The organism is Haemophilus sp. HMSC71H05 (genome assembly GCF_001838635.1).
GTDB lineage: Bacteria > Pseudomonadota > Gammaproteobacteria > Enterobacterales > Pasteurellaceae > Haemophilus_D > Haemophilus_D parainfluenzae_R.
Genome location: NZ_KV838026.1, coordinates 459,231 through 484,818, shown reverse-complemented (window position 1 = coordinate 484,818; position 25,588 = coordinate 459,231). Strand labels below are relative to the sequence as shown.

25 protein-coding genes and 1 riboswitch are annotated in these 25,588 nt (G+C 39.4%); of the genes, 18 read left to right on the top strand and 7 right to left on the bottom strand.

What is annotated here, in order from left to right:
* The first annotated feature begins 32 nt into the window (after positions 1-32).
* The 5 genes from grxD to bioB all read left to right on the top strand — a co-directional run bounded on the left by grxD (position 33) and on the right by bioB (position 4,952).
* Positions 33-359 (top strand): Grx4 family monothiol glutaredoxin, encoded by a 327-nt coding sequence (grxD, locus tag HMPREF3279_RS03710; RefSeq protein WP_005699458.1) that lies wholly within the window; start codon positions 33-35, stop codon positions 357-359.
* 144 nt (positions 360-503) lie between these two features.
* A riboswitch (TPP riboswitch) is annotated at positions 504-596 on the top strand.
* A gap of 35 nt (positions 597-631) precedes the next feature.
* Entirely contained in the window at positions 632-1,630 is a 999-nt protein-coding gene (thiB, locus tag HMPREF3279_RS03705) for a thiamine ABC transporter substrate binding subunit (RefSeq protein ID WP_070868111.1), read from the top strand.
* Between the two features lie 5 nt (positions 1,631-1,635).
* Entirely contained in the window at positions 1,636-3,240 is a 1,605-nt protein-coding gene (gene thiP / locus HMPREF3279_RS03700; protein ID WP_070868110.1) for a thiamine/thiamine pyrophosphate ABC transporter permease ThiP, read from the top strand.
* The gene (thiQ, locus tag HMPREF3279_RS03695; RefSeq protein ID WP_070868109.1) at positions 3,233-3,862 is read left to right on the top strand and encodes a thiamine ABC transporter ATP-binding protein; all 630 of its coding nucleotides are present in this window, start codon (positions 3,233-3,235) and stop codon (positions 3,860-3,862) included. Before thiP ends, thiQ begins: the two co-directional genes overlap by 8 nt.
* Positions 3,863-3,935: 73 nt before the next feature.
* Complete coding sequence (gene bioB / locus HMPREF3279_RS03690) at positions 3,936-4,952, top strand: biotin synthase BioB (RefSeq protein ID WP_049374926.1); 1,017 nt, start codon at positions 3,936-3,938, stop codon at positions 4,950-4,952.
* A gap of 44 nt (positions 4,953-4,996) precedes the next feature.
* Here bioB and suhB read toward each other — a convergent pair whose 3' ends face one another.
* Positions 4,997-5,797, bottom strand: coding sequence for an inositol-1-monophosphatase (gene suhB / locus HMPREF3279_RS03685; RefSeq protein ID WP_005695663.1), 801 nt, complete (start codon positions 5,795-5,797; stop codon positions 4,997-4,999).
* Between the two features lie 199 nt (positions 5,798-5,996).
* On the opposite strand from suhB, the gene HMPREF3279_RS03680 reads away from it, so the two are divergent.
* From HMPREF3279_RS03680 to yfbR, 9 genes are all read left to right on the top strand, one after another.
* Positions 5,997-6,515 carry a prepilin-type cleavage/methylation domain-containing protein gene (locus HMPREF3279_RS03680; protein WP_070868108.1) on the top strand — a complete coding sequence of 173 codons (519 nt, stop codon included), beginning with the start codon at positions 5,997-5,999 and terminating at the stop codon, positions 6,513-6,515.
* Entirely contained in the window at positions 6,512-7,228 is a 717-nt protein-coding gene (locus tag HMPREF3279_RS03675; protein WP_083327163.1) for a type II secretion system protein J, read from the top strand. Before HMPREF3279_RS03680 ends, HMPREF3279_RS03675 begins: the two co-directional genes overlap by 4 nt.
* The gene (locus HMPREF3279_RS03670; RefSeq protein ID WP_070868106.1) at positions 7,225-7,902 is read left to right on the top strand and encodes a DUF2572 family protein; all 678 of its coding nucleotides are present in this window, start codon (positions 7,225-7,227) and stop codon (positions 7,900-7,902) included. Before HMPREF3279_RS03675 ends, HMPREF3279_RS03670 begins: the two co-directional genes overlap by 4 nt.
* Before the next feature lie 22 nt (positions 7,903-7,924).
* Positions 7,925-8,191 (top strand): DUF5374 domain-containing protein, encoded by a 267-nt coding sequence (locus tag HMPREF3279_RS03665; RefSeq protein ID WP_049383247.1) that lies wholly within the window; start codon positions 7,925-7,927, stop codon positions 8,189-8,191.
* A 37-nt stretch (positions 8,192-8,228) separates the two neighbouring features.
* Positions 8,229-11,588 carry an exodeoxyribonuclease V subunit gamma gene (recC, locus tag HMPREF3279_RS03660; RefSeq protein ID WP_070868105.1) on the top strand — a complete coding sequence of 1,120 codons (3,360 nt, stop codon included), beginning with the start codon at positions 8,229-8,231 and terminating at the stop codon, positions 11,586-11,588.
* 77 nt (positions 11,589-11,665) lie between these two features.
* Positions 11,666-12,115 (top strand): transcriptional regulator NrdR, encoded by a 450-nt coding sequence (gene nrdR / locus HMPREF3279_RS03655; RefSeq protein WP_005695670.1) that lies wholly within the window; start codon positions 11,666-11,668, stop codon positions 12,113-12,115.
* Between the two features lies 1 nt (position 12,116).
* Positions 12,117-13,247, top strand: coding sequence for a bifunctional diaminohydroxyphosphoribosylaminopyrimidine deaminase/5-amino-6-(5-phosphoribosylamino)uracil reductase RibD (ribD, locus tag HMPREF3279_RS03650; protein WP_070868104.1), 1,131 nt, complete (start codon positions 12,117-12,119; stop codon positions 13,245-13,247).
* Positions 13,248-13,251: 4 nt separating this feature from the next.
* Entirely contained in the window at positions 13,252-14,274 is a 1,023-nt protein-coding gene (gene degS, locus HMPREF3279_RS03645) for an outer membrane-stress sensor serine endopeptidase DegS (protein WP_070868103.1), read from the top strand.
* Between the two features lie 6 nt (positions 14,275-14,280).
* A complete protein-coding gene (gene yfbR / locus HMPREF3279_RS03640; RefSeq protein ID WP_070868102.1) occupies positions 14,281-14,877 on the top strand; it encodes a 5'-deoxynucleotidase in 597 nt (198 codons plus the stop codon).
* Between the two features lie 50 nt (positions 14,878-14,927).
* Here yfbR and HMPREF3279_RS03635 read toward each other — a convergent pair whose 3' ends face one another.
* Complete coding sequence (locus tag HMPREF3279_RS03635) at positions 14,928-15,695, bottom strand: TOBE domain-containing protein (protein ID WP_070868101.1); 768 nt, start codon at positions 15,693-15,695, stop codon at positions 14,928-14,930.
* A 134-nt stretch (positions 15,696-15,829) separates the two neighbouring features.
* On the opposite strand from HMPREF3279_RS03635, the gene modA reads away from it, so the two are divergent.
* From modA to modC, 3 genes are all read left to right on the top strand, one after another.
* On the top strand, positions 15,830-16,594 hold the full coding sequence (modA, locus tag HMPREF3279_RS03630; RefSeq protein WP_083180179.1) for a molybdate ABC transporter substrate-binding protein: 765 nt from the start codon (positions 15,830-15,832) through the stop codon (positions 16,592-16,594).
* 121 nt (positions 16,595-16,715) lie between these two features.
* Positions 16,716-17,405 (top strand): molybdate ABC transporter permease subunit, encoded by a 690-nt coding sequence (gene modB / locus HMPREF3279_RS03625; RefSeq protein ID WP_070868100.1) that lies wholly within the window; start codon positions 16,716-16,718, stop codon positions 17,403-17,405.
* On the top strand, positions 17,392-18,447 hold the full coding sequence (gene modC / locus HMPREF3279_RS03620) for a molybdenum ABC transporter ATP-binding protein ModC (RefSeq protein ID WP_070592391.1): 1,056 nt from the start codon (positions 17,392-17,394) through the stop codon (positions 18,445-18,447). Before modB ends, modC begins: the two co-directional genes overlap by 14 nt.
* Positions 18,448-18,506: 59 nt before the next feature.
* Here the strand turns inward: modC and dnaJ are convergent, their stop codons facing one another.
* From dnaJ to dnaK, 5 genes are all read right to left on the bottom strand, one after another.
* A complete protein-coding gene (gene dnaJ / locus HMPREF3279_RS03615) occupies positions 18,507-19,643 on the bottom strand; it encodes a molecular chaperone DnaJ (RefSeq protein ID WP_049366086.1) in 1,137 nt (378 codons plus the stop codon).
* Positions 19,644-19,783: 140 nt separating this feature from the next.
* Positions 19,784-21,052 (bottom strand): O-acetylhomoserine aminocarboxypropyltransferase/cysteine synthase family protein, encoded by a 1,269-nt coding sequence (locus HMPREF3279_RS03610; RefSeq protein WP_070868099.1) that lies wholly within the window; start codon positions 21,050-21,052, stop codon positions 19,784-19,786.
* A 74-nt stretch (positions 21,053-21,126) separates the two neighbouring features.
* A complete protein-coding gene (locus tag HMPREF3279_RS03605) occupies positions 21,127-21,525 on the bottom strand; it encodes a GyrI-like domain-containing protein (RefSeq protein WP_070868098.1) in 399 nt (132 codons plus the stop codon).
* Positions 21,526-21,630: 105 nt separating this feature from the next.
* Complete coding sequence (locus HMPREF3279_RS03600; protein WP_070868097.1) at positions 21,631-21,891, bottom strand: protein L; 261 nt, start codon at positions 21,889-21,891, stop codon at positions 21,631-21,633.
* Between the two features lie 8 nt (positions 21,892-21,899).
* Positions 21,900-23,801: a molecular chaperone DnaK gene (gene dnaK, locus HMPREF3279_RS03595; RefSeq protein ID WP_070868096.1), complete on the bottom strand. Its 1,902-nt coding sequence runs from the start codon at positions 23,799-23,801 to the stop codon at positions 21,900-21,902.
* 268 nt (positions 23,802-24,069) lie between these two features.
* Between dnaK and HMPREF3279_RS03590 the strand changes: the two genes are divergently transcribed.
* Positions 24,070-25,569: a YdgA family protein gene (locus HMPREF3279_RS03590; RefSeq protein ID WP_070868095.1), complete on the top strand. Its 1,500-nt coding sequence runs from the start codon at positions 24,070-24,072 to the stop codon at positions 25,567-25,569.
* Positions 25,570-25,588: the final 19 nt, after the last annotated feature.

The window sequence follows — 25,588 nt, the reverse complement described above, 5'->3', positions numbered from 1 at the left end:
CCCTATTCAGACTTATTTGAACAAGGAACATTATGGAAACGTTAGACAAAATCAAAAAACAAATCGCTGAAAATCCAATTTTAATTTACATGAAAGGTTCACCAAAATTACCTTCTTGTGGTTTCTCTGCGCGTGCATCTGAAGCATTAATGAATTGCAAAGTGCCTTTCGGCTATGTTGATATTCTTCAACACCCAGATATTCGTGCTGAATTACCGGCTTATGCAAACTGGCCAACTTTCCCACAATTATGGGTAGAAGGTGAGTTAATTGGTGGTTGTGATATTATTTTAGAAATGTATCAAGCTGGCGAACTTCAAACTTTATTAAGCGAAGTCGCTGCTAAACACCAAGCTTAATTGACGATATCTTATCAAGATAAACCTGCTTTTTAGCAGGTTTTCTTTTGCTCAAAAAATAGTAAACCAGATATAAAAGTGTGATCGGATTAACATTTTTAAATGAAATAACTTGTTGATTAAATTTCCTTAAGATAGACTACATCGCGTTAGTCGGGGTGCCTATATTAATGGCTGAGAAATACCCGTGAACCTGAAACAGATAATGCTGGCGTAGGAAACTAATCATCTCATTATGCTGTTTCGTTATGCAAAAATAAGGAGAACGCATAATGAACAAAACGCTTCCCATTTTAACCGCACTTTTTACTGCTTCCGCTTTCGCACAAGCAGCTCCTCAAACATTAGATGTTTATACTTATGATTCATTTAGTGCTGATTGGAGTGCCGGACCAAAAGTTAAAGCGGCTTTTGAACAACAATTCCCGCAATGTAAGCTGAATTATGTGGCTTTTGACAATAATGGCACCTTGTTTAACCGTGTTCGTCTAGAAGGTAAAAAAATTAAGGCGGATGTGGTGCTCGGTTTGGATAGTTATCAAATTGAGGATGCACAAAAACTCAATATTTTTGAGCCAAATAAAGTGGATTTAAGCCAGTTACGTTTACCCATTAAATGGGAAAATCACACGTTCTTACCATTTGATTATGCGCAATATGCGTTTATTTATGATAAAAATAAACTGGCTAATCCACCAAAGAGCTTAAAAGAATTAGTTGAGCGTCAAGATCTTAAAGTGTTATATCAAGATCCGCGTACAAGCAGTATTGGACGTGGTTTATTACTTTGGATGAATGTAGTTTATCCAGAAGCAGATGTCGCAAATGCCTGGAAGACCCTTTCTAAACATACGGTCACGGTCACCAAAGGTTGGACTGAGTCTTATGGGGCCTTCTTAAAAGGCGAAGGTGATCTGGTTTTAAGCGTCAATACGTCACCGATTTACCATATTCTTTCTGAACAAAAAGACAATTATGTGGCAACGGAATTTGCAGAGGGTAGCGTATTACAAGTTGAAGTCGCGGCAAAAGTCGCTAACCGTAATAATGCCTGTGCTGATGAATTTTTAGGATTCTTACTTTCACCGCAAGCTCAAGCGGATATTGCTAAAAATAATGTGATGTTACCCGTGGTAGAGACCAATATCGAAAGTCACATTGATGCGCTTAATTCTCGTGCAAAATCAATGCGTATTTTAGATACCACTAAGGTGACAAGTGAGCAGCTTAAAGGCTGGATCAATCAATGGCAAAAAGCCTTATCTAAATAGTATTAATGAGCTTATTGCAACATCCGCATTTTCGTCCTCGCCATTATTTGGGCGGAAGTGCGGTCATTTTTTTCATTGTTTTACTCTATGGATTTTCCCTTTCTGCGGTTTTTTCAGTAGGAAGTGATTATGCCTTATCTGATTTCTTAAAAGACGATTATTTGCATCAAGTCATCGCCTTTAGCTTCTGGCAGGCATTCTTGTCAGCTTTGCTTTCTAGTGTAATTGGAACATTATTTGCGCGTGCTTTTTTCTATTTAGATTTCAAAGGCAAATCGCTCATTTTACGCATTTTTTCCCTCACATTTGTTTTGCCGGCATTACTGGCTATTTTCGGCCTAATTGGTATTTATGGCACTGCCGGTTGGCTAACACAGCTGCTGCAAACCTTAGGTATTTCATGGAAACCTTCCATTTATGGTTTAAGTGGGATTCTCATTGCCCATTTATTTTTTAATATTCCTTTAGCGGCACGAATGAGTTTACAGGCTTTGCAAAGTGTACCGACCGAACAGCACCAACTCGCGGCACAATTGAATATCAAAGGTTTTACATTTTTCCGTTTAATTGAATGGCCTTATTTGAAGAGCCAAATAGTCTCTGTCTTTGTGCTGATTTTTATGCTGTGTTTTACCAGTTTTACGATAGTGTTGGCACTGGGTGGCGGGCCACAAAATAGCACGCTAGAAGTTGCGATTTACCAAGCCATTTTCTTTGAATTTGATTTACCCAAAGCCGCACTTTTTGCGCTTGTACAATTTTCGTTTTGTTTTGCGTTATTTTCACTTTCACAATATTGGGCAAAAGCACCTGAAACGCAGATTTCACAACGTTATCGCTGGGTTTTGCCTTCTTCAAGTGCGGTCAAATTTGGACATGTTTTTGTCTTATTCTCGGTGTGCTTATTTATTCTAACTCCCTTATTCAATATTGTTTTTCAAGGTTTATCTGCAACTCAATTATTTGGCTATTGGCAAAATCCACAATTATGGAAAGCGCTTGCTTATTCATTAACCATGGCACCGACAGCCGGGATTTTATCGGTAGTATTTGGATTCTTCTTATTGTTGCTTTCACGACAACTACAATGGTTATATCACCCCAAATTAGCTCATTTAATTTTAACGGGGGGCATGATGATTTTAGCCATTCCGACGATCGTTTTAGCAGTAGGCTTATTCCTTTGGTTGCAAGATATTGATTTTTCGGCAGGGCATTTGTTTGTAGTGGTATCGGTTTGTAACGCCTTGGCTGCCTTGCCATTTGTCATCAAAATTCTCAATACACCAATGAATCAATCGATGCAATATTATGAAAAACTCTGTTTATCGCTGAATATTGCGGGCTGGCAGCGTTTTCATTTAATTGAATATCCGCTGCTAAAAACACCATTGAAATATGCCTTGGCGCTTGCGACGACTTTATCACTCGGCGATTTTACGGCGATAGCCTTATTTGGTAGCCCTGATTTTACTTCTTTGCCTCATTTGCTTTATCAACAAATCGGGCAATATCGAAGCCAAGAAGCGGCAGTGACGGCATTGATTTTATTGGGCTTATGTTTAGGTTTATTTATGTTCATTGAAGGGCAGAAGGAACAACATGATTAAATTAAATAATGTAGTATTCAATTATCAATCCATGCCGATGGTATTTGATTTACAGATTCAAGCCCAGGAAAAAATCGCCATCATTGGTGAAAGTGGCGCAGGAAAAAGTACCTTGCTGAATTTAATTGCCGGATTTGAATATGCTGATAGTGGCGAGATTTGGCTAAATGGTGAAAACCATACCAAAACGGCACCTTTTGAACGCCCTGTTTCCATGCTATTTCAGGAAAACAATCTCTTTACTCATCTTTCCGTAGAAGAGAATATCGCTTTAGGTTTAAAACCGAATTTAGCCTTAAATGCAGAAGAAAAATCACTTGTAGAACAAGCTGCAAGTGCGGTCAGTTTACAGGATTTTTTAACGAGAAAACCGACCGCACTTTCAGGCGGGCAAAAACAGCGTGTGGCATTGGCGCGCTGTTTGCTACGAGATAAACCCATTTTATTATTGGATGAGCCTTTTTCAGCTCTTGATCCTAAATTACGCATTGAAATGCAGGATTTAATGGATCAATTATGTGAAGAAAAAAAGCTCACCATGTTACTGGTGACACATCAACCCAAAGAAATTGAACGGCATATTGATCGAGTGATTGAAATTCATCAAGGAAAAGTGATCTGATCTCTTTTTATCATATTGCAGAGTAATATGCTCAACTTAATAAAAGCGACATAGCTTAAATGAGGAAAATATAATGACCACAACAAATGTAGTACAGCTTTCATCTATTACGCCCCATCCATCAGTAGAGTATTGGTCTGTTTGTAAAGTCGAAGCGCTATTTGAAACACCTTTTTTAGAATTAGTCTATCGTGCGGCTCAAGTGCATCGAGAGCATTTCAACCCTGGCGCGATACAGTTATCGACGTTGATGTCAATTAAAACGGGTGGCTGTCCAGAGGATTGTGGTTATTGTCCTCAATCCGCACGTTATCAAACAGGCGTACAAAATCAGCAGATCTTGGATATTGATGAAATTGTCGAAAAAGCCAAAATTGCTAAAGCACGTGGTGCAGGACGTTTTTGTATGGGTGCAGCATGGCGTGGTCCTAAGCCTAAAGATATGGAAAAAGTGACGGCGATTATTCGTGCGGTAAAAGATATTGGCTTAGAAACTTGCGGTACCTTTGGGTTGTTGCAAGATGGTATGGCGGAAGAGTTAAAAGATGCAGGATTGGATTATTACAACCACAATCTAGATACCGCGCCAGAGAATTATCACAATGTCATTGGTACACGCCGTTTTGATGATCGTTTAAGTACATTAGGAAAAGTGCGTCATGCCGGTTTAAAAGTTTGCTGTGGTGGTATTGTGGGTATGAATGAAACCCGTAAAGAGCGAGCAGGCCTTATTGCAAGTTTGGCAAATCTTGATCCTCAGCCAGAGTCAGTGCCAATTAACCAATTAGTGAAAGTGGAAGGCACACCAATGGCTGATGCAGCTGATTTAGATTGGACGGAGTTTGTTCGCACTATTGCGGTTGCACGTATTACTATGCCGAAAAGTTATGTTCGCCTTTCTGCAGGTCGTCAAGGCATGAGTGAAGAAATGCAAGCCATGTGTTTTATGGCGGGAGCGAACTCTATTTTCTATGGGGATAAATTGTTAGTGACAGGCAACCCAGAAGAAGATGGCGATCAACTTCTTATGGCAAAATTAGATCTAGAGCCGGAAACGGAAGAAAATAGAAAGCCACTCGACAGAAATTAGTTATAAAAAAGTGCGGTGAAATCCACCGCACTTTTTATTTAGGCTTACTTAACTTGTTCGGTTAAGCAAGGCTGAATTTTATTTAGCATTTCTTTTAAAATACGTGCTGGTGCAGCCACAATATTGCCTGAGCGTAAATAGCCGTGACCCGCATTGAAATCACACACTAAACCGCCTGCTTCACGCACGATTAAATCACCCGCTGCACAATCCCAAGGTTTTAAACCCATTTCGAAATAACCGTCAACGCGACCAGAAGCGACATAGCAAAGGTCTAATGCGGCTGAACCTGTACGACGGAAATCTGCAGCCTCATCAATTAAGTTATTCATGATCGCAAATTGAGTTGGCATTAAGCTTGGTTGTTTGAATGGGAAACCGGTGGCTAAAATCGCCCCGTTAAGTTCATTTTGGCTATCTACACGTAAACGCACTTCATTTAATTTTGCGCCTTCACCACGCACCGCGGTGAATAATTCATTACGAATAGGATCGTAAACCACGCCCACTTCGGTACGGTTTTTTACACGGATAGCAATAGAAACGGAGAAATGTGGCAAACCTTTTACGAAGTTGGTTGTGCCATCTAGTGGATCAATTACCCATTGAATATCACTGTCTTTGCCTTCTAATGCACCACGTTCTTCACTGATAATTGTGTGATCAGGATAAGATTTTTGAATGATTTCAATGATCTCAGCTTCAGCGGCTTTATCGACGCTGGTCACATAATCATTAATACCTTTTTTACTTGTTTGAATGTCATCACGGCGCTCATAGTTTTTAGCAATCACGTTGCCCGCTCTTCGTGCCGCACGAATAGCGATATTTAACATTGGATTCATATTTCCACCAGATTTTAAAGAACAGATAATAGGTCGCCTATTATAAGGGAGTTTTAGTAAATAGCCAGTTGAAAATGTTTAATTCACGGTTTTTCCCGTTTTTTAAAGGAAATTTGCGATCAGTATCGCAAAAATAACATAGCTAATTTGGCTTTCTTCTAAAGGACTTTTAAAGTGCGGTCAAAAAAGAAGGCATTTTATGTATAAAGGGATAACTTTATTAGAAACCTTGATTACGTTATTTATTTTAAGTTTAACATTAGCGTTTGCATTACCTAAATGGCAGAAAAACGATCCCAAATATTTTCTCGAAAAAGAGCAACAACGGCTTTATTTTTTCTTACGTAATATTCAAGCGAGGGCAGAAAACTCATCAGCGATTTGGTTTATTTTGGCCAATCAAGATAGGGCGAATCAACGTTGGTGTATTACTGCTCAAGTAAAAAACGATCATTTTTGTGATTGTTTTCATCCCCAGAATTGTCCTAAAAACCTTTATGCGCATTTTTACTATCCTTATTTTGAAGGAAAAACGATGCTGATAGGCCCTAAATTATATCCATCTGAAGTGGCGGTGAAATTTAATGGGGCCAGAAATACCATGGAAACAAATTGTTTTATGTTACAGGCTGAAGAGCATCGTACATTGTTCTCTTTTTTCAATGTCGGCAGTATTAAATTAAAGTCTGATCAAGCGGCGAGTGCATGTACAAGATGAAACCATTAAAAGGTGAAACATTGGTGAGTTTGTTGATTTCACTTGGCTTATCCGCTTTATTATTGTTATTGGTTGCACAGTTTTATGCCCAAACTCAACAGCAAAATCAGCGTTTAATGTTACAACTTAAATTACAAGCGGAATTACAACGCACAATTCAACTCATCGGGAAAGATCTGCGTCGCGTAGGCTTTCGAGCTGCAAGCCAAAAACTCATCGAAGATAATCTGGCTTTATTCGAATTAGATGAAAAGGGCACAGCAATAACCATTGCTCAAGCAGATAATGCCCCGTCAAATAGTTGTGTTTTATTTTTTTATGATTTGAATAGCAATGGTTGTATTGGTGAAAAATACACCAAGAATACCTGCGTAAATGGTGTTAAAAATGTGGCAAAAAATATCGAAAAAGAGCTGTTTGGTTACAAACTTAACGAGAAAATGATCGAAACCAAACAAACTTATAAAAATGCGGTAAATGCGGATTGTCGCTCAGAAGAGTGTCAACGTGCTTTAACGCAATCTACTTGTAATGCCGGTGGTGGATGGACTGATTTATTGGATGAAAAAGAGTTTGAGATCTCTCAATTACGTTTTGATTGGTTAAAGGCAGGGAAAGGGATTGAAATTAAACTCACAGGGCATCTTGCCGCATATAAGCATATTCAATATGAAACTTCGCTTGTAGTGCCTTTATTAAATCAAGAAGAATGATGATGAAAAAAGGGATTGTGACACTGACGGCTCTGATTTTACTTTCAGGCTTATTGGCGCTGATCTTATTATTTGATGAACAGATCTTTGCGTTTTTTCGATCTCAAATGAGTCAGCGAAAATATTATGTAGAACAAAGCCTTCCTTTACAGAAAATCAGTCAGCAGCAACAAAAACATATTTGCCAAAACTTGCCTGTAAATGGTGCTGAAAAAGTGAAACAAGTCTTTTTCGAGTCTAATGGGGCAGAGGATAAAGTGGCCTATTCTGTTTGGTGTAAACGAGCAGAGTTATTTAAGAAATCGCCCACAAAAGGCATTAATGAAAATATGCTGCGAGATTTTATTTCCAGCGAAAAACAAGCGGATTTTCAACCGCACTTTATGAAAGTAGATACTACTTTAACTACTCAAAAAACACCACAAGTGTATTGGATAACGCAAAACCAATTAGAAATTAAAGGGAATGTGAGTGGCATTTTGTTAGCAGAAGGGGATTTAACTTTAATCGGCAAAGGACGAATAAGTGGTGCAGTGATTGCAGGAGGTTCGCTTAAGTTAGAAGAGGGCGTGACTGTGGCTTACGGTAAAGCCGTGGTGACAAAACTCGTACAAGAATATAGTCAATGGCGTTTGGTGGATAAAAGTTGGAGTGATTTAAGTGCACAAGATTAAAGTGAATAAAGGGATGTCGTTAATGTCCCTTTTATTAGCCTTATCGATTTTCAGTGGGTTATTTTTGATCTTTAATCGATGGACGAGTGAGCAACGGAAAAGTGCGGTCAGAATTTTTCAAGAATTTCAGGCAATTCAAATTGCTGAGAATCAGGCTCAACGTCAGTTTTTAGGCTTGTCTTGTGAAAATAGCGTAGAACAAAATGGCATTCAATTTGCAATTCAATGCAGTCATCATCAAGTGAATATACGCTATCCTCAAGGTGAATTTTTATTGAAAACCGAGTAAAATAACGCATTGTTTTTGCTTTCAAAAGGGCGTTATTTTGTTCGTTACTTATTATTCAAACCAACCAGAAATTCAAAAGGATATTTTAGTTTCGCTGTTGGAAAATTTACCTCAACATGATCCGTTTCAGTCTGACATTGTGTTGGTGCAAAGCCCGGGTATGGCACAATGGTTACAAATGGAAATTGCTAAAAAACGCGGTGTTGCAGCGAATTTCCAATTCCCCATGCCTTCCAGTTTTATTTGGAAACTTTACGCCGATAATTTGCCGAATGTTTCCACGCAAAACCCTTTTGAAAAAGATTCAACGTTATGGCGATTAATGCGATTAATCCCTACCTTTTTACAGCAAAAAGAATTTGAACCATTAAAAAAATATTTAGCGTCTTCACCTGCATCAGAACAGCAAAAACTTTATCAATTAAGCCTAAAAGTTGCCGATTTATTTGACCAATATCTCGTCTATCGCCCCGAATGGATTGCCGCATGGGAAGAAAATAACGATGAAAAAATCTTGGCTCAAATTAATCAGCAAAAGCAGGGCCTTTCGGCGTTAAATTCTACCTTTCTTTCTCAAATTAAAGGCAATATTCATTGGCAGGGAATTTTATGGCGAGCCTTGGTGGAGGATGTCCAACGTGATTTCGGTGGAAAAGCAAAGCATCGTGCTGCACTCAATCAACAATTTTTAGCATTATGCCGTGATCCCAATGCTACACTCAACTTACCAGAACGTATTTTTATTTTTGGTATTCCTGCATTGCCAACGGTTTATCTCAATATTTTCCAAGGTATTTCAGCTAAAACAGACGTGCATTTATTCTTCAATAATCCATGCCAAGAATATTGGGGCGATTTGCGAGATCTGAGTAAATCCTATTTATTAGAAAGACAGCGTTTCTTGAAAGAAAGCGACGATGTGAAGCCTTTAATTTCAGTCGAGCAAGTGTCATGGGAACCTGCCGACCTTGATTACACCAATCAACAAGAAGAATTGTTCAGCGGGAATCTGCTTTTAGCCTCTTGGGGAAAAATGGGACGAGATTTTCTCTATCAATTAGTGCGAGATGAAGAAAATATTCAAGCCATTTCCCGTGATTACTATGCAGAACGTCCTGAAAAGACGTTGCTAGGACAGATCCAAAATCAAATTTTGACGTTAAGCCATGGTGCATTAAATGTAGCAAAAAATGACCGCTCTTTGGTGGTGAAATCTTGCCATAGCGCGATGCGAGAAGTTGAAGTGCTACATGATTATTTATTGGATTTATTCAATCAGAATCAGCATAAGCCAAAAGAAGAACAGATTACACCAAAAGATGTGGTGGTCATGGTGGCCGATATTAATCAATACACGCCTTATATTCAGGCTGTCTTTGGTGCGAATAGTGCGGACGCACCCGTTATTCCATTCTCGATTTCAGACAGCAAATTGTCTGAAAGTGATGTGATCGTGTCGAGTTATCTTTCCCTGTTAAATTTAAAAGAAAGCCAGTTTAGCGCGGAAGAAGTGCTCGCTTTATTGGATATTCCCGCTATCCGTGAGCGTTTTAATATTGCGCTTGCCGATCTCGAACAAATACGTGAATGGGTGAAAGAGTCGGGTATTCGCTTTGGTTTGGAAAAATTGCAGAATACACTGAATTTTAATGCGTGGCAGGCGGGGCTTGAGCGTATGACCTTAGGTTATGCGATGCGTGAAGAGCAAGGCGTTTGGCAAGACAGTCTTGGACTTGATAGTAGCTATGGATTGAAAGGGCAGTTAGTTGGTGCGGTGAATCAATTTTTTACGGCTTTAAATAAATGGCATCAAGATTTGCAAAAGGCACATAATATTGAAAAATGGCATGAAAAATTGACCGCGCTTTTGACGGATTTCTTTGTACAAAATGAAGAAACTGCGGATACCTTATTTTATATTCAAGATTGTATTAATGCCTTTGCTGATGATTTGCAGACCGTCAATTTTGAAGAAACCTTGCAAGCGGATGTGATTGCGGAAGTGATGTCTGCACGTTTAGAAGAAACGCCAAATAGCCTTCGTTTCTTAGCAGGAAAAGTGAACTTCTGCACACTTTTACCTATGCGCTCTATTCCTTTCAAAGTAGTGTGTTTGCTCGGAATGAATGAGGCGGATTACCCACGCAGTCATACGCCAAATAGTTTTGACTTGATGCAATATCATCATCAAAAAGGCGATCGTGTTCGTCGAGATGATGACCGTTACTTATTCCTTGAAGCCTTACTGGCTGCAAGAACTCATTTTTATGTCAGTTATGTGGGCTCTTCAATTATTGATAATCAACCTAAAGAGCCTTCAGTATTGGTGAGCCAATTGGTTGATTATATTAATCATTATTCAGACAATGGTTTGAGAATTGAACAACATCCAATGACGGCATTTAGTCCAAGCAATTTCCAAAATGAAGGGAAAATTAACCGCTCTTTTGCGAAAAAATGGTTGCCGATTGCCCAATTCCAAGAAAGAAAATGTCATGAATTTGTTGTACCGATGGGCGAAAATCAAGCGCCAATAACGGAAATTGAGCTCGATCGTTTTGTAAGTTTTGTTGAAAATCCTGTGAAATTCTTTTTTGAAAAGCAGCTTGGCGTGTATTTCCGAGATGAGGACGATCGCATTGAAGAAAGTGAAAACTTCACATTAAATGGCTTGGATCATTATCGCATTAGTAATGAGTTATTACATTTAGAGGAAGCGCAATTTAACGATTATTTTGCGAAACAGCGAGTGAAAGGCATCATGCCACGCGGTGAGTTTGCGGAAGTCTGTGCGCAATCCATTCGTGCTGATGTATTGGCTTTTAAAGAGAAAATTAAGGATTATTCTTCACCACACAGTGAGAGTGTCGATTTTGTGGTGGAAACGACACAAGGCAATATTCGCTTGTTTGGCTATATGGAGCCATTATTTGGCGATGCAAATCAGATAATCGAATGGCGATTTGCAAAATATAAGGATCGTTATCGTATTCGCCCATGGCTTTATTATCTTATTCAGCTAGCGACAAAAGAGAACGCACTGCCACCACGCATTATCGCTAAAGATAAGGATTTAACATTAAAAACAATAGAAAAATCAACCGCACTTGAGAAACTGAAAATGTACGTTGAGGCCTATTTACAAAGCCAGCAACAAATTCAGCTCATTCCAACGGAAAATATCGCGAAGTTTATTGAAAAAGATGAAAGTGCAGTCAATTTTGATAATGTTTTAACGAATATCGAATCCCTTGCGAAAGATGATAACTATGGTTATAGAAAAGTCGATCCTTATTGGGCAAGGGTATTGGGGCAAACAGAACAATTTAAATCTCAGGATGGTCTTTTGCAGTTGGTGAAACAAACCACTTCTTGGTTTGGAGAAATGTTGTCTTAAAGCAGATCTTCAGATCGAAAAGATCTTGGATTTTTGATAAGATACTGACTTAAGAATGATTTTGAAAAGGAGCTAAAATGCGTTGTCCGTTTTGTTCAACTGAAGAAACTAAGGTAATTGACAGCCGTTTGGTTTCTGATGGGTATCAAGTGCGTCGTCGTCGGGAATGCGGGAATTGTCATGAACGCTTTACCACCTTTGAAACAGCCGAATTAGTGGTGCCAAAAATTATTAAAAATGATGGGTCACGCGAGCCGTTTAATGAAGATAAATTGCGTAGTGGTATTCAACATGCGTTAGAAAAACGCCCTGTAAGTTCGGATGATGTGGAAAAAGCCATCAGCCATATTATTATCCAATTACGTGCGACAGGTGAGCGCGAAGTGCCAAGTCATCTCGTGGGTAAATTAGCCATGAATGAGCTGAAAGAATTAGATAAGGTGGCATATATCCGTTTTGCATCCGTTTACCTGAGCTTTGATAATATCAATGAATTTACCAAAGAAATTGAAAGCTTAAAGGATTAATATGAGTGACACCTTTTCCCCTGATGACGTGAAATTTATGCAACTGGCTCTTGAGCTTGCGGCAAAAGGGCAGTACACCACCGCGCCGAATCCGTCCGTAGGATGTGTGTTAGTTAAAAACGATGAAATTGTCGGGAAAGGGTTTCATTTTAAAGCCGGTCAGCCTCATGCAGAACGTGTGGCGTTGGCAGATGCCGGTGAGAAAGCGAAAGGCGCAACCGCTTATGTGACGCTTGAACCTTGTTCTCATTATGGACGTACACCGCCTTGTGCATTAGGTTTAATTGAAGCGGGTGTCAGTCGAGTTGTTGCCGCCATGGCAGATCCTAATCCGCAAGTGGCAGGCAAGGGCTTAAAAATGTTAGCTGATGCAGGCATACCAAGTGCGGTCAATTTATTGAATGAACAAGCTGAAGCCTTAAATAAAGGTTTTCTCAAACGCATGCGAACTGGCAAGCCTTATGTGCAGCTGAAATTAGCCATGAGTTTAGATGGCCGAACAGCCATGGCGAGCGGTGAAAGCAAGTGGATCACAGGTGACGCAGCCCGTGCGGATGTACAAAAAATGCGAGCCAAAGCGACCGCACTTTTATCAACAAGTGCCACCGTGTTAGCCGATGATCCAAGCTTGAACGTGCGTTGGAATCAATTCCCCGATGAGCTAAAAGCAGAATATGCTGAAGAAACCGTGCGTCAGCCTATTCGTGTGCTCTTAGATTCTAAAAATCGAGTTCAACCGAGCCATCAATTATTCCATACCCATTCGCCAGTTTGGCTTGTGGGTTCAATTCCACGAGATATGTCTGTATTCCCTGATTTCTGTGAGCAAATTCTACTGTCAGAAAACTATGATTTTGATCTATTGATGACAGAATTAGGCAAGAGACAAGTGAATTCCGTTTGGGTAGAAGCGGGCGCCAATTTAGCGGGTAGCTTGATTGAACAACATGCTGTAGATGAATTAATTATTTATGTCGCCCCGAAACTCTTGGGAGATAAAGCTCGAGGCTTATGCCAACTCCCGCATTTGGAAAAACTTGCTGATGCCCCATTGTGGCAATTGCAAGAATGTGAAAGAATTGGGGATGATTTAAAGCTCAGTTATTTACCTAACTTATTAATAAAAGAATAAAAAAATGTTTAAAAAACTTTTTCACTCCGCCCTTTGGGGGCTTGCCGCGGCAGGTGTTATTTTATTTGCCGTTCCCAAGCTCAATAACAGCAGCCTTTTCTCCGCTGATGATATCGTGTCTTTCAACAGCGCCGTGAGAATTGCTTCACCTGCCGTTGTGAACGTGTATAACCGATCTTTTTCTTCTGCTAGCATTAATGACAGTGAACAATTACAGGTAAATAACTTAGGTTCTGGCGTGATTATGACTAAAGACGGTTATATTCTCACCAATAAACACGTTATCCAAAATGCAGATCAAATTGTGGTCGCTTTGCAAAACGGCAATATTTATGAAGCAAATTTAATTGGTTCGGATAATTTGACGGATCTTGCAGTATTAAAAATCAAAGCAAACAATCTTTCGACGATTCCACAAAATAAAGAACGCCAAGTACGAGTGGGTGATATTGCTCTGGCTATTGGTAACCCATATAACCTTGGTCAAAGTGTCTCACAAGGGATTATCAGTGCGGTAGGACGCAGTGCCGTTGGCGATTCTTTAGGTCGTCAAAACTTTATTCAAACCGATGCATCAATTAACCGTGGTAACTCTGGTGGTGCGTTGATTAACTCTGCAGGCGAATTAGTAGGGATCAGCACGTTAAGTATTGGTAAAACAGCGAATGAAATTGCTGAAGGGTTAAATTTTGCGATTCCAATTAGTATTGCTAATGATGTGTTATATAAAATTATTCGCGATGGCCGTGTGATTCGTGGTTATTTTGGGGTACAAAGTGAAATCACCGCTAACTCTAATGGTGGTATTGTGATTACAGGCGTGACCGCCAATAGCCCGGCAGCGAAAGCAGGCATCCAAGTGGGTGATGTGATTTTACGTTTAAATAAACAAGATAACTTATCTATTCGTGAAATGATGCAAATTATTAGTGATACTAAACCGAATACAGAAGTCATTGTTACTGTTTCTCGCTTAGGTAAAGTGATTGATCTCCCTGTGGTTATTGAAGAGTTACCATCTAACTAAGGATATATCGTGGAAGTTAAAACCAGTCACTTTTTTGCCTGTTTAGATCGTCTTCGCTTAATTCAGCGTTGGTCATTGATGCGCAATATTGAAAAGGAAAACTTGGCAGAGCATAGTCTGCAAGTTGCCTTTGTGGCACAAGCCTTAGCCATTATTAAAAATCAATTTTTTGGTGGGGAAGTGAATCCTGAGCGTATTGCGGTGATGGCGATGTATCATGATACCTCTGAAATTTTTACTGGAGATTTGCCAACCCCAATTAAGTATTTCAATTCTGAAATCACTCATGCTTACAAAGACATTGAAGCGGCTGCAGAATTGCATTTAATTAGTTTGCTCCCGACTGAATTGCAAGAGAGTTTTGCGACATACTTAGATAGTGAGCAATTTAGCCCAGAAGAAAAGCATTTAGTAAAACAAGCGGATTTGATTTGTGCCTATATTAAAGCCCAATTTGAATTAGAGCATGGTAACCATGAATTTAAAACAGCGAAAAAACGCTTAGAAAATTTAATGGAACAATGGCACAGTCAAGAAATGGATTATTTTTTGCAGGTCTTTTTGCCAAGTTTTGGACGATCGATTGATGAGATTGCGTTGTAAGCGAAAATAAAAAGTGCGGTTAATTTTGACCGCACTTTTTGTTTCTGATATTACTTCAATGTCGCTAAAATGATCTGTTCAGGATCTACGTGTAACCACACATCTTGTCCCACTTTCCAACCATCTTTGCTATGAATACTCGCACAAAATTCAATTGAGCTGTCCTTTATTTGCAAAATCGCTTCTTCATTCTGCATAGAAAGAATCGTCGCTTGGAAAAGGTTATTTTTTTCTTCTAATGGGGTGGTGCTAATTTTCACCCAAGGGGCTTTAAACATGACCATCACTTCTTTTTCAGTAATGAGTCTGAGGCGCTCAGCACTGCGCATTGTGATTGAAACATGTAATGGATGAGCTAAATCCTGAATGTTTACTGCAACAATGCAGCGGGAGTCCACAATATGTTGGCTTGCCACTTTCCCGAAAAATTGATTGCGTGCGCTACTTTGTAAGGAGAATTTTGCCGTTGCTGAAAGGAGACTGTTTAGCGGGATCGTCTCATCTTGCAGAATATGAAAGGCGTGCTCTTGTGTTTGTTCGAGCAAATCATAAAGCTGCAGTAAACGCTCAGCATAAGTGGTTAATGAAGTACCGCCCCCATTTTTCCCACCGATATTACGTTCTAAAAGCGGTTTGGGGCTGATTTTATTCATTGCCTCAAGGTGATCCCAAGCACTTTTATAGCTCACTTTAGCGTTTTTGGCCGCTTGGTTGATTGAGCCACATTCTTTAATTTCTTTTAAGAGGCGAACACGTTTTGGATCAATAAATAATTCTTGATGAAGTTTGATCGTCAGTAAAATTTCAGTTTGTTTCATCATCTCCTCCTAATACACAATTCTGTTTATTTTACTTGATCTTTAAGTTTTTCTGTATGCTTATTTAAAAATTCAAGTTATAATTTACTCGTAGTATATTTTTTTATATATAGTTTCATTTATATAGGAGATAAATAATGAAATTAACTAAATTTGCAACTGCACTTTTAATTGCAGGCATGGGCGTATCTTTTGCTGCATCAGCAAAAGTGACTGTGTTTGCAGCAGCTTCAATGACTGATGCGTTACAACAAATTGCGGATCAATACCAAACTGAAAAGCCAAATAATACCGTCGTTTTCTCTTTTGCTTCTTCTTCTACCCTTGCCAAACAAGTTGAAGAAGGTGCACCTGCAGACTTATTTATTTCAGCTAGCAACAAATGGATGAAATATTTATCAGATAAAAATCTCACCGTAAAAGAAACGGAAAAAGTATTAGCGGGTAATGAATTAGTATTAATTGCACCGGCTAAAAGTGCGGTTAATTCAGTGGATATTGCTAAAGGTGAATGGATTAAAGGCTTAAAAGACAGCTATTTATCTGTGGGTGATCCTGCGCATGTTCCTGCGGGACAATATGCAGAAGAATCATTAACGAAATTAAATTTATGGGATCAAGTTAAAGATAAATTAGCTCGTGCGAAAGACGTACGTGGCGCGTTAGCCTTAGTTGAACGTGCTGAAGCACCTTACGGTATCGTGTATAGCACTGATGCAAAAGTGAGTAAAGACGTGAAAGCAGTAGGTGTATTCCCGAAAGATAGCTATAAACCAGTTGAATATCCAGTCGCGATTTTAAAAGATCATGACAATGCGGATACCCGTGATTTCCTTAACTACTTAGAATCGAGCGCAGCGAAAAAAATATTTGTTGAATATGGTTTCTCTGTGAAATAATGAGCTCAGACTTTATAAAGAAAGGACAGGCAACTGTCCTTTTTGTTATCTCTAAAGAAATTTCGTCATATTGATATATACACAAGGAAATATTTTGCTCTCTTGGTTTAAATTAAGCCCGATGGAATGGGATGCGATTCACTTAAGCATGAGTGTCGCATTGAGTTCTATGCTTTGGAGTTTGCCCTTCGCAATTTTTATCGCTTGGTTGCTGGCTCGTAAGGAATTTTACGGTAAGTCGCTGGTTACAGGAATTATTCATCTGCCTTTGGTGTTACCGCCGGTGGTTATCGGTTATTTATTATTAGTCGCCATGGGACGTAATGGCTTTATTGGCAAGTATTTATATCAATGGTTTGGCTTATCCTTCGGCTTTAGTTGGAAGGGGGCGGTATTAGCTTCAGCGGTGGTGGCATTTCCATTGGTTGTGCGGGCGATACGTCTTTCCTTAGAAAGCATTGATTTTAAATTAGAGCAAGCCGCACAAACGCTTGGTGCTTCGCCTTGGCGAGTCTTTTTTACAATCACGTTGCCTCTTTCTTTACCTGGTGTATTGGCGGGTTTAGTATTAGGTTTTGCTCGTTCTTTAGGTGAGTTTGGTGCAACTATTACTTTCGTTTCCAATATCGCAGGAGAAACTCAAACCATTCCTTTAGCGATGTATTCATTTATCCAAACACCAGGCGCAGAAGCACAAACTGCACGACTTTGCTTGTTTGCGGTGATCCTTTCATTAATTTCTTTATTGCTTTCCGAAACCTTAAGTAAACGGATGCAGAAAAAATTGGGGCAAGGCGATGCTACACATTAATGTACAACAACAATTAGGTCGCCTGACCTTACGTGCGGATCTGCAACTGCCAACTCAAGGTGTGACGGCGATTTTTGGTTTGTCAGGTTCGGGGAAAACCTCATTGATTAATTTGGTGAGTGGTTTAACTCATCCCGATCAAGGATTTATTCGTTTAAATGACCGCACTTTGGTGGATGTGGAGAACGGTGAGAATCTCCCTGTGCATCAGCGCAAAATCGGTTATGTATTCCAAGATGCGCGTTTATTCCCGCATTACAATGTCAAAGGCAATTTACGTTATGGCATGAAGAATGTCAGCCATGAAGATTTTGACTATATCGTTCAGCTACTTGGTATTGAACCGTTGCTCAAACGCTATCCGCTTACTTTATCAGGCGGAGAAAAACAACGTGTGGCGATTGGGCGAGCCTTATTAACGGATCCTGATATTTTGCTGATGGATGAACCGCTTTCTGCTTTAGATGTGCCTCGCAAACGTGAGCTTATGCAATATTTGGAAAGCTTATCCAAAGAAATTAATGTGCCGATTTTATATGTGACGCACAGTTTGGACGAATTATTACGTTTGGCCGATCGCGTTGTGCTGATGGAAAATGGCAAAGTGAAAGCCTATGACACCTTAGAAAATGTCTGGAACAGTCCGTTATTTGCCCCTTGGAAAGGTGAATCGGAGCAGAGTAGTGTGTTGGCGTTGCCTGTCTATTTGCATAATCCAACCTATAAAATGACCGCACTTTCTTTAGGCGAACAACAGCTTTGGATTAACGAAGTGCATCATCAAGCGAATGAAAAAGTGCGCGTCTGTATTTATAGTTCCGATGTATCACTCACTCTCAGCAAGCCAGAGCAAACGAGCATTCGTAATATCTTACGTGGGCAAATAGTACAAATCGTTCCGCAAGAGAATCGCATTGACATTGCGGTGTTGGTGGAAGGGCATAAAGTTTGGGCAAGTATCAGTAAATGGGCGTTTAATGAATTGCATTTCGCTCAAGGCATGGATGTTTATGTGCAAATAAAAGCCATTTCAGTCGTATAAAGTAAAAGTGCGGTCAATTTCAAAACAGTTTTAAAATTGACCGCACTTTCTGTTTAGGTTTACTTACCTAAGTTATCAAAGAATTTCTTCACACCATCTAAAAAGCTTGAAGATTTCGGACTATGCGATTTTTGTCCTTTCAAACTTTCTTCCAGTTTTTCTAATAATTCTTTTTGTTCTTTATTTAAGTTCACCGGTGTTTCAATCACTACGCGACAAATAAGATCGCCTGCGTAGCCGCTACGAGTAGAGCTCACCCCTTTACCACGCATACGGAAGAGTTTGCCTGTTTGGGTTTCAGGAGGGATTTTGAGTTTCACTTTACCGTCTAAGGTTGGGACCTCAATTTCACCACCTAACGCAGCCATTGAGAAACTGATTGGCACTTCGCAGTAGAGGTTGTTTCCATCACGTTCGAAGATATGATGTTCTTTAACGTGAATCACCACATATAAATCGCCTGCAGGTGCACCATTTTCGCCCGCTGCACCTTCGCCGCTTAAACGTAATTGGTTGCCGGTATCCACACCTGCTGGGATCTTAACGGAAAGATTTTTCTTCTTGTGAACACGACCTTCGCCATGGCAGCTTTTACATGGTTTTTCAATTTTCTTACCAGAACCATGACAAGTAGGACAAACCGCTTCAGTTACGAAGAAACCTTGTTGGCGACGAATACGACCTGAACCATGACAGCTTGGGCATGTCTCAACTTTTGATCCTTTTTCTGCGCCAGTACCATCGCAGCTATCACAGTGAGCAAGGGTATTAATCTGGATATCTTTGGTTGTACCTTTTACGGCTTCTTCTAACGTGATTTGGATGTCATAGCGTAAATCTTCACCGCGAACAACACGCTGACGACCGCGTCCGCCACCGCCGAAGATATCGCCGAACATATCACCAAAAATATCACCGAAATCAGCACCGCTGAATCCGCCACCGAAGCCACCGCCTCCCATGCCGCCTTGTTCAAAGGCTGCATGGCCGTATTGATCGTAAGCGGCACGTTTTTCTTTATCACCTAGGATTTCATAGGCTTCTTGGATTTCTTTAAATTTTTCTTCTTTGGCTTTATCACCTTTGGTTCTATCAGGGTGATATTGCATGGCGAGTTTTTTGTAAGCACGTTTAATTGCTTTTTCATCTGCGCCACGTTCAACACCAAGAACGTCGTAATAATCTTTCTTTGCCATAATGTTTTCGTTTTCCGTTTAAAAATATAAATTTAAAAAATTTTATTTTGTTATTGTATGGTATTGCGTTAACGATATACCTAAGAATAAAAATAATGTCGAAGTCAGAAATATCAAGGGTAAATTCGTTAATTTATGACTTATTTTGCTGCTGCAAATGCTTGCTCTAAGTCAGCTAAAATATCTTGAATATTTTCAATACCGCAAGAAAGGCGAATAAGTCCTGGAGAAATCCCTGCTTTTTCTAATTCAGCTTCACTTAATTGGCGGTGCGTTGAAGTTGCTGGATGTAATGCACAAGTCCGAATGTCGGCTACGTGTACTTCACGTGAGGTCATTTGTAATGCGTTTAACCATTTTGCCGCGGTTTCTTTGTCACCTTTGATCTCAAAGGAAATAACACCACACAAACCGTTCGGTAAGTATTTTTGTTTGAGCGCGTAATCTAGTGAACTTGGTAAGCCAGGATAATTCACTTTAACGACTTGCGGATGTTTTTCTAAAAACTCGGCTACAGCCTGTGCATTTTCATAATGACGTTGCATGCGAAGCGCAAGGGTTTCCATACCTACATTCAATAAGAAACTATTTTGAGGAGCTGGTGTAGCACCTAAATCACGCATTAATTGCACGCGTGCTTTGACAATATAAGCTGCGGGGCCAAAGGTTTCTGTGTAAACCAAACCATGATAAGTTTGGTCTGGCGTGCTTAATTGCGGATATTTGCCGTTATTCCAATTAAAGTTACCGCCATCAGTAATTGAGCCACCTAAGGCAATAGCATGACCATCTAAATATTTAGATGTGCTGTGAATGACCACGTTTGCGCCAAATTCGATTGGACGACAAAAATAGGGGGTAGCAAAGGTGTTATCAATTAATAATGGCGCCTCTGCAGCTTTCGCTAAGGCTGCAAATTTTTCAATATCTAACACGCGTAAAGCGGGGTTCGCAATGGTTTCAGCAAAGACAGCTTTTGTATTTGGACGGATTGCTTTTTTGAGTTCTTCAAGTGGTAAATCTTGATCTACAAAAGTCACTTCAATCCCCATTTTTTTGAATGTGTGGGCAAATAAATTGTAGGAACCGCCATACACATAAGAAGAGGAAATGAAGTGATCGCCAGCTTCTAAAATATTCAGCATTGCGTAGAAAACAGCAGATTGACCTGAGGCAGTACACATTGTTGCAACGCCACCTTCAAGTGCCGTGATTTTTTCTTCCGCAGCATTAGTTGTAGGGTTTGCTAGGCGAGTATAAAAATAACCTGCAGCTTGTAAATCAAATAACTTACCAATTTCTTCAGCAGAATCGTAGGTATAAGTCGTGCTTTGCACGATAGGTTGAACACGTGGCTCACCGTTTTTAGGGCTATAGCCAGCATGGAGGCATTTCGTTTCGAATTTCATTGTTTTTTCCTTTAGTTGTGTTTGTATGGGGATAAAGCGCGGTCATTTTTTATAAAATTTTATGCACTTTGAGCTTAGCAATGAGGTTCAACAGCGATATAAATTTCTACCAAACCATCGGGGTGGTATTTTTCAAAATCCACCGAATAAGCCCGCTTAAGTAAACCTTGTTGTTCTTTTTCCCAGATCAGTTGCCATGTTTGATAAATTTCATTTACTTTGCAATGAAAAACTTCGTAGAAACTCAAATCTTCAATTTCAATCACCGGGATATCTGTTTCTAATACAACCTCACTTGCAATCGCAAAATCATAGTCTGCTTGGTAATTCGTAGCATAATTAAAATAGATACCATAACAACAGTGACCTTGTGGTAGTTTGTCGAAATTGTTTTGCCAAAGGGACGGAATTATCTCATCTGCTATGTTGTTATTTAAGCGTTGTTGTACGATTGGATAGAGTTTTAACGCCATTTATCCTCCGGGTTTATTTTTCCTTACTTCACTTTTTCAAATAAAGTCAGGAAAAATTGTGGTTGATGAATACACCAATAGGGCGTATTGCTACGCCCTATTGAATTATTTTCTGATACCGCAATTATCTGCTTTAGTATCAGCTCGGATAACTAGTTTCCACAGAATATCTGTTATAGGATAATGTTGATGATGATTTTGCGGTGGAAATGGATCGTCTTTGTTTGCTGCGATTTCTTTCCCGCAATTAACACATCTATATATCCCTGATACAGGAACTATTTCTCCGGGAGCATAGCTCAATGTCCAGTGTTCCTTACTATTGGAACACTTAATTAGATATTTCTCATTAGCATATACAGCCATTAGCTCACCTACTTATTATCTTTCACTTCTTCAAACTCAGCATCAACAACATCATCATTTGGTTTGCTGCTGCTTTGAGCTTGTTGTGCATCACTTTGTGGTTGTGCAGCTTGAGCGAGTTTTTGAGCAACTTCTGCAAGCGCTTGAAGTTTAGCTTCGATTGCTGCTTTATCTTCGCCTTTCGCTGCAGTTTCTAAATCGCTTAATGCACTTTCAATTGCTGCACGATCTTCAGCTGGAACTTTATCACCGGCTTCTTCTAATTGTTTACGTGTAGCGTGTACAAGATGATCCGCTTGGTTGCGAGCTTGTACTAATTCTTCAAATTTACGGTCTGCTTCAGCGTTTGCTTCTGCATCACGAACCATTTGTTGAATTTCTTCATCACTTAAACCAGAAGAGGCTTTGATGGTGATTTGTTGTTCTTTACCTGTGCCTTTATCTTTCGCAGAAACGTGGATAATACCGTCAGCGTCGATATCGAAGGTTACTTCAATTTGTGGCATACCGCGTGGAGCTGGGTTGATGCCTTCAAGGTTGAATTGACCTAAAGATTTATTCGCTGATGCTTGTTTACGTTCACCTTGTAACACGTGAATGGTTACTGCACTTTGGTTATCTTCTGCTGTTGAGAATACTTGCGATTTTTTAGTTGGAATCGTCGTGTTTTTCTCAATTAAGGTAGTCATCACACCACCCATGGTTTCGATACCTAAAGATAACGGTGTTACGTCTAACAATAATACATCCGTTACATCACCCGCTAATACACCACCTTGAACTGCTGCACCGATAGCAACGGCTTCATCTGGGTTCACATCTTTACGAGGTGCTTTACCGAAGAATTCTTCTACTTTTTGTTGTACTAATGGCATACGGGTTTGACCGCCCACTAGGATAACATCATCAATTTGTGATGCACTTAAGCCAGCATCGTTTAATGCAACTTTTACAGGTTCAAGTGATTTCGCCACTAAATCTTCTACTAAAGATTCTAATTTAGCACGAGTTAATTTAATGTTTAAATGTTTAGGACCTGTAGCATCTGCAGTGATGTAAGGTAAGTTCACATCAGTTTGTTGTGCAGAAGAAAGTTCAATTTTCGCTTTTTCACCTGCTTCTTTTAAACGTTGCATTGCAAGTGGGTCGTTACGTAAGTCAACGCCTTGTTCTTTTTTGAACTCATCCACTAAGTAGTTGATAACACGGTTATCGAAGTCTTCACCACCTAAGTGAGTATCACCGTTGGTTGCTAATACTTCGAAGGTTTTTTCGCCACCTACTTCATCAATTTCGATGATAGATAAGTCGAATGTACCACCACCTAAGTCATAAACAGCGATAGTTTTGTTGCCTTGACCTTTATCTAAACCGTAAGCTAATGCTGCAGCTGTAGGTTCGTTGATAATACGTTTAACTTCTAAGCCTGCGATACGACCTGCATCTTTAGTTGCTTGACGTTGAGCATCGTTAAAGTATGCTGGAACAGTGATTACCGCTTCAGTCACTGGCTCACCTAAGAAGTCTTCTGCAGTTTTCTTCATTTTTTTCAATACTTCTGCAGAAATTTGTGGCGGTGCAAGTTTGTCACCTTTTACATTTACCCATGCATCACCATTGTCTGCTTTGGTAATTTCAAATGGCATAATGTCGATATCACGTTTTACTTCAGCATCATCAAAACGACGACCAATTAAACGTTTGATTGCGAATAATGTATTTTTCGGGTTGGTCACCGCTTGGCGTTTTGCCGGTTGACCGACTAAAATTTCGTTATCATTTGTATAAGCGATAATTGACGGGGTAGTACGATCGCCTTCTGCGTTTTCAATTACGCGAGGTTTGTCACCATCCATTACAGCGACACAAGAGTTTGTTGTACCTAAGTCAATACCAATAATTTTTCCCATGTTGTTACTCCTAATTAAATTTTAAATTCGTTGTAAATTGTTACGATGAATAAGATGTGGATACTTTTTCGCATTTCAAGAGGCAAGATTTAAAATTTTTTCTTCCTTTTAAAGTGCGGTCATTTCCGTTCTTGCTTTACAAAATAAGTCCAGAGATGAGAAGTTCAAGGGGGGATATAAAATTATTTTTTAAAAATAAGAAAAAAATTGTGATTTGTGATAAATTGCCAGCAATTTTAATCATCTATTAGTTAGCAAAGGAATCAAAATGAAAAAATCAACTGTAGCATTAGGTGTCATTGTTGCCCTCGGTATTGTCGGCATCGGTGGTGCATGGTTTACTGGAGAAAAAGCACAGACTGAATATTTGCGTCAAATTGAATTAGCGAACCAAAAATTCCAAAGTTTAGGTTTGTCAGATTCAGTGAATCTTGTTTATAAAAATAAGCAATTTGATCGCAGTTTCTTTACTTCTCAAGTAGAAGATGAAGTCGTTATTTCTTTACCAAAAGAAGGACAAGTATTTACTATCCCACTTTCAACTAAGCTTTATCATGGACCATTTCCACTTAATCAGTTGGAAAAATTTAACTTCGTACCAACAATGTTTTCAGCACAAGGTGTGATTGGTAAAAATGAAACAACTCAGCCGCTATTTGATTTTCTTAAATCAGATAAACCTGTTCAATATCAAGCTTCGACTAGCTATAGTTTAGCAACAAAAGGTAAAGTTGAATTAGCAGCAGGGGAAATGACAGATCCTCACTCACCGCAAAATAAGATCTCATGGTCAAATATCAACATTGGTTTTGATGTAGATAAAGATCGAGCGGGGAAATATGACATGACCTTAGACGAAGTGACAGCTGATTTAGGCCCTAGTAGTGCAGATGGGGATAGCCAGGACGCTACTGCAGTTAAGTCGGTAAAAACGAAGATGAAGGGCATGAAATTGGATGCTTCATTCAATCCTACAAAATGGGCTTACATTTATACGGGGAAAGGTTCTTATTCAACTGAAAGCTTCGAAATGACGAGCATGGACTATGCTGGAAAAACGACTTCTCTTATTGAAAAAGGTTTAAAAGCCACATCTGATATTTCACTTAATGGTGATTTTGTAAACTTAAAAAGTGAGAGTGCAGTAGATTCATTTGTTTTAGATGGAAAAGAGTTAGGGAAGTTAACTAACAATAGTGAATTAAATCATATTGAAGCAAACGCAGCAAATGCCTTGATTGAAGCTGTTTTCACGGTATTTAAGTCTGTTAGAGATGATAAAAATGTGAATGATGAAGTGGTATCTGAAATCTTAAGTTCATGGGTTGAAGAGCATGGTATGGCTATTTTTAATAATCAGCCTCAACTTAAACTCAACCCAGTATCAATTTCAGACAATCAAGGTAAAGTGTCATTAGATCTCAATGTGGCATTAGCGAAAGATCCAAAATTTGATTTAATGAAAGGAAATTTATATAAACAATTTACGGATTTTGCTGTGCATATTCATGTAGATAAAGCGACAGCAGAAAAAATCATGACACAATTTGCTCCAGAAGAAGATAAAGCGTTGATTAAAGAGAAAATTGAAGAGCAAGCCAAACAAGCAGCAGCACAAAATATTGTGGTGAATAACGATAAAAATGTGACGCTTGCCTTAGTACTTGAAAAAGGTGAATTAAAACTTAATGGTCAAGTGATTCCAGAAGAGCAGGTGCAAGGCGTGCTATTTATGTTAATCATGAGCGCGGCAATGCAGGGTAAGTAATTTACGAGTAAATAAACAG

Bases quoted from the DNA above. Each gene is read 5' to 3' on its own strand.
- thiB (WP_070868111.1), top strand. From the start codon at position 632: ATGAACAAAACGCTTCCCATTTTAACCGCACTTTTTACTGCTTCCGCT.
- HMPREF3279_RS03635 (WP_070868101.1), bottom strand. From the start codon at position 15,695: ATGAAACAAACTGAAATTTTACTGACGATCAAACTTCATCAAGAATTA.
- HMPREF3279_RS03600 (WP_070868097.1), bottom strand. From the start codon at position 21,891: ATGGCTGTATATGCTAATGAGAAATATCTAATTAAGTGTTCCAATAGT.
- HMPREF3279_RS03665 (WP_049383247.1), top strand. From the start codon at position 7,925: ATGTCCCTTTTATTAGCCTTATCGATTTTCAGTGGGTTATTTTTGATC.
- thiP (WP_070868110.1), top strand. From the start codon at position 1,636: ATGAGCTTATTGCAACATCCGCATTTTCGTCCTCGCCATTATTTGGGC.
- degS (WP_070868103.1), top strand. From the start codon at position 13,252: ATGTTTAAAAAACTTTTTCACTCCGCCCTTTGGGGGCTTGCCGCGGCA.
- modC (WP_070592391.1), top strand. From the start codon at position 17,392: ATGCTACACATTAATGTACAACAACAATTAGGTCGCCTGACCTTACGT.
- HMPREF3279_RS03680 (WP_070868108.1), top strand. From the start codon at position 5,997: ATGTATAAAGGGATAACTTTATTAGAAACCTTGATTACGTTATTTATT.
- HMPREF3279_RS03605 (WP_070868098.1), bottom strand. From the start codon at position 21,525: ATGGCGTTAAAACTCTATCCAATCGTACAACAACGCTTAAATAACAAC.
- suhB (WP_005695663.1), bottom strand. From the start codon at position 5,797: ATGAATCCAATGTTAAATATCGCTATTCGTGCGGCACGAAGAGCGGGC.
- modB (WP_070868100.1), top strand. From the start codon at position 16,716: ATGGAATGGGATGCGATTCACTTAAGCATGAGTGTCGCATTGAGTTCT.
- HMPREF3279_RS03670 (WP_070868106.1), top strand. From the start codon at position 7,225: ATGATGATGAAAAAAGGGATTGTGACACTGACGGCTCTGATTTTACTT.
- ribD (WP_070868104.1), top strand. From the start codon at position 12,117: ATGAGTGACACCTTTTCCCCTGATGACGTGAAATTTATGCAACTGGCT.
- dnaJ (WP_049366086.1), bottom strand. From the start codon at position 19,643: ATGGCAAAGAAAGATTATTACGACGTTCTTGGTGTTGAACGTGGCGCA.
- HMPREF3279_RS03675 (WP_083327163.1), top strand. From the start codon at position 6,512: ATGAAACCATTAAAAGGTGAAACATTGGTGAGTTTGTTGATTTCACTT.
- HMPREF3279_RS03590 (WP_070868095.1), top strand. From the start codon at position 24,070: ATGAAAAAATCAACTGTAGCATTAGGTGTCATTGTTGCCCTCGGTATT.
- HMPREF3279_RS03610 (WP_070868099.1), bottom strand. From the start codon at position 21,052: ATGAAATTCGAAACGAAATGCCTCCATGCTGGCTATAGCCCTAAAAAC.
- grxD (WP_005699458.1), top strand. From the start codon at position 33: ATGGAAACGTTAGACAAAATCAAAAAACAAATCGCTGAAAATCCAATT.
- thiQ (WP_070868109.1), top strand. From the start codon at position 3,233: ATGATTAAATTAAATAATGTAGTATTCAATTATCAATCCATGCCGATG.
- bioB (WP_049374926.1), top strand. From the start codon at position 3,936: ATGACCACAACAAATGTAGTACAGCTTTCATCTATTACGCCCCATCCA.
- dnaK (WP_070868096.1), bottom strand. From the start codon at position 23,801: ATGGGAAAAATTATTGGTATTGACTTAGGTACAACAAACTCTTGTGTC.
- nrdR (WP_005695670.1), top strand. From the start codon at position 11,666: ATGCGTTGTCCGTTTTGTTCAACTGAAGAAACTAAGGTAATTGACAGC.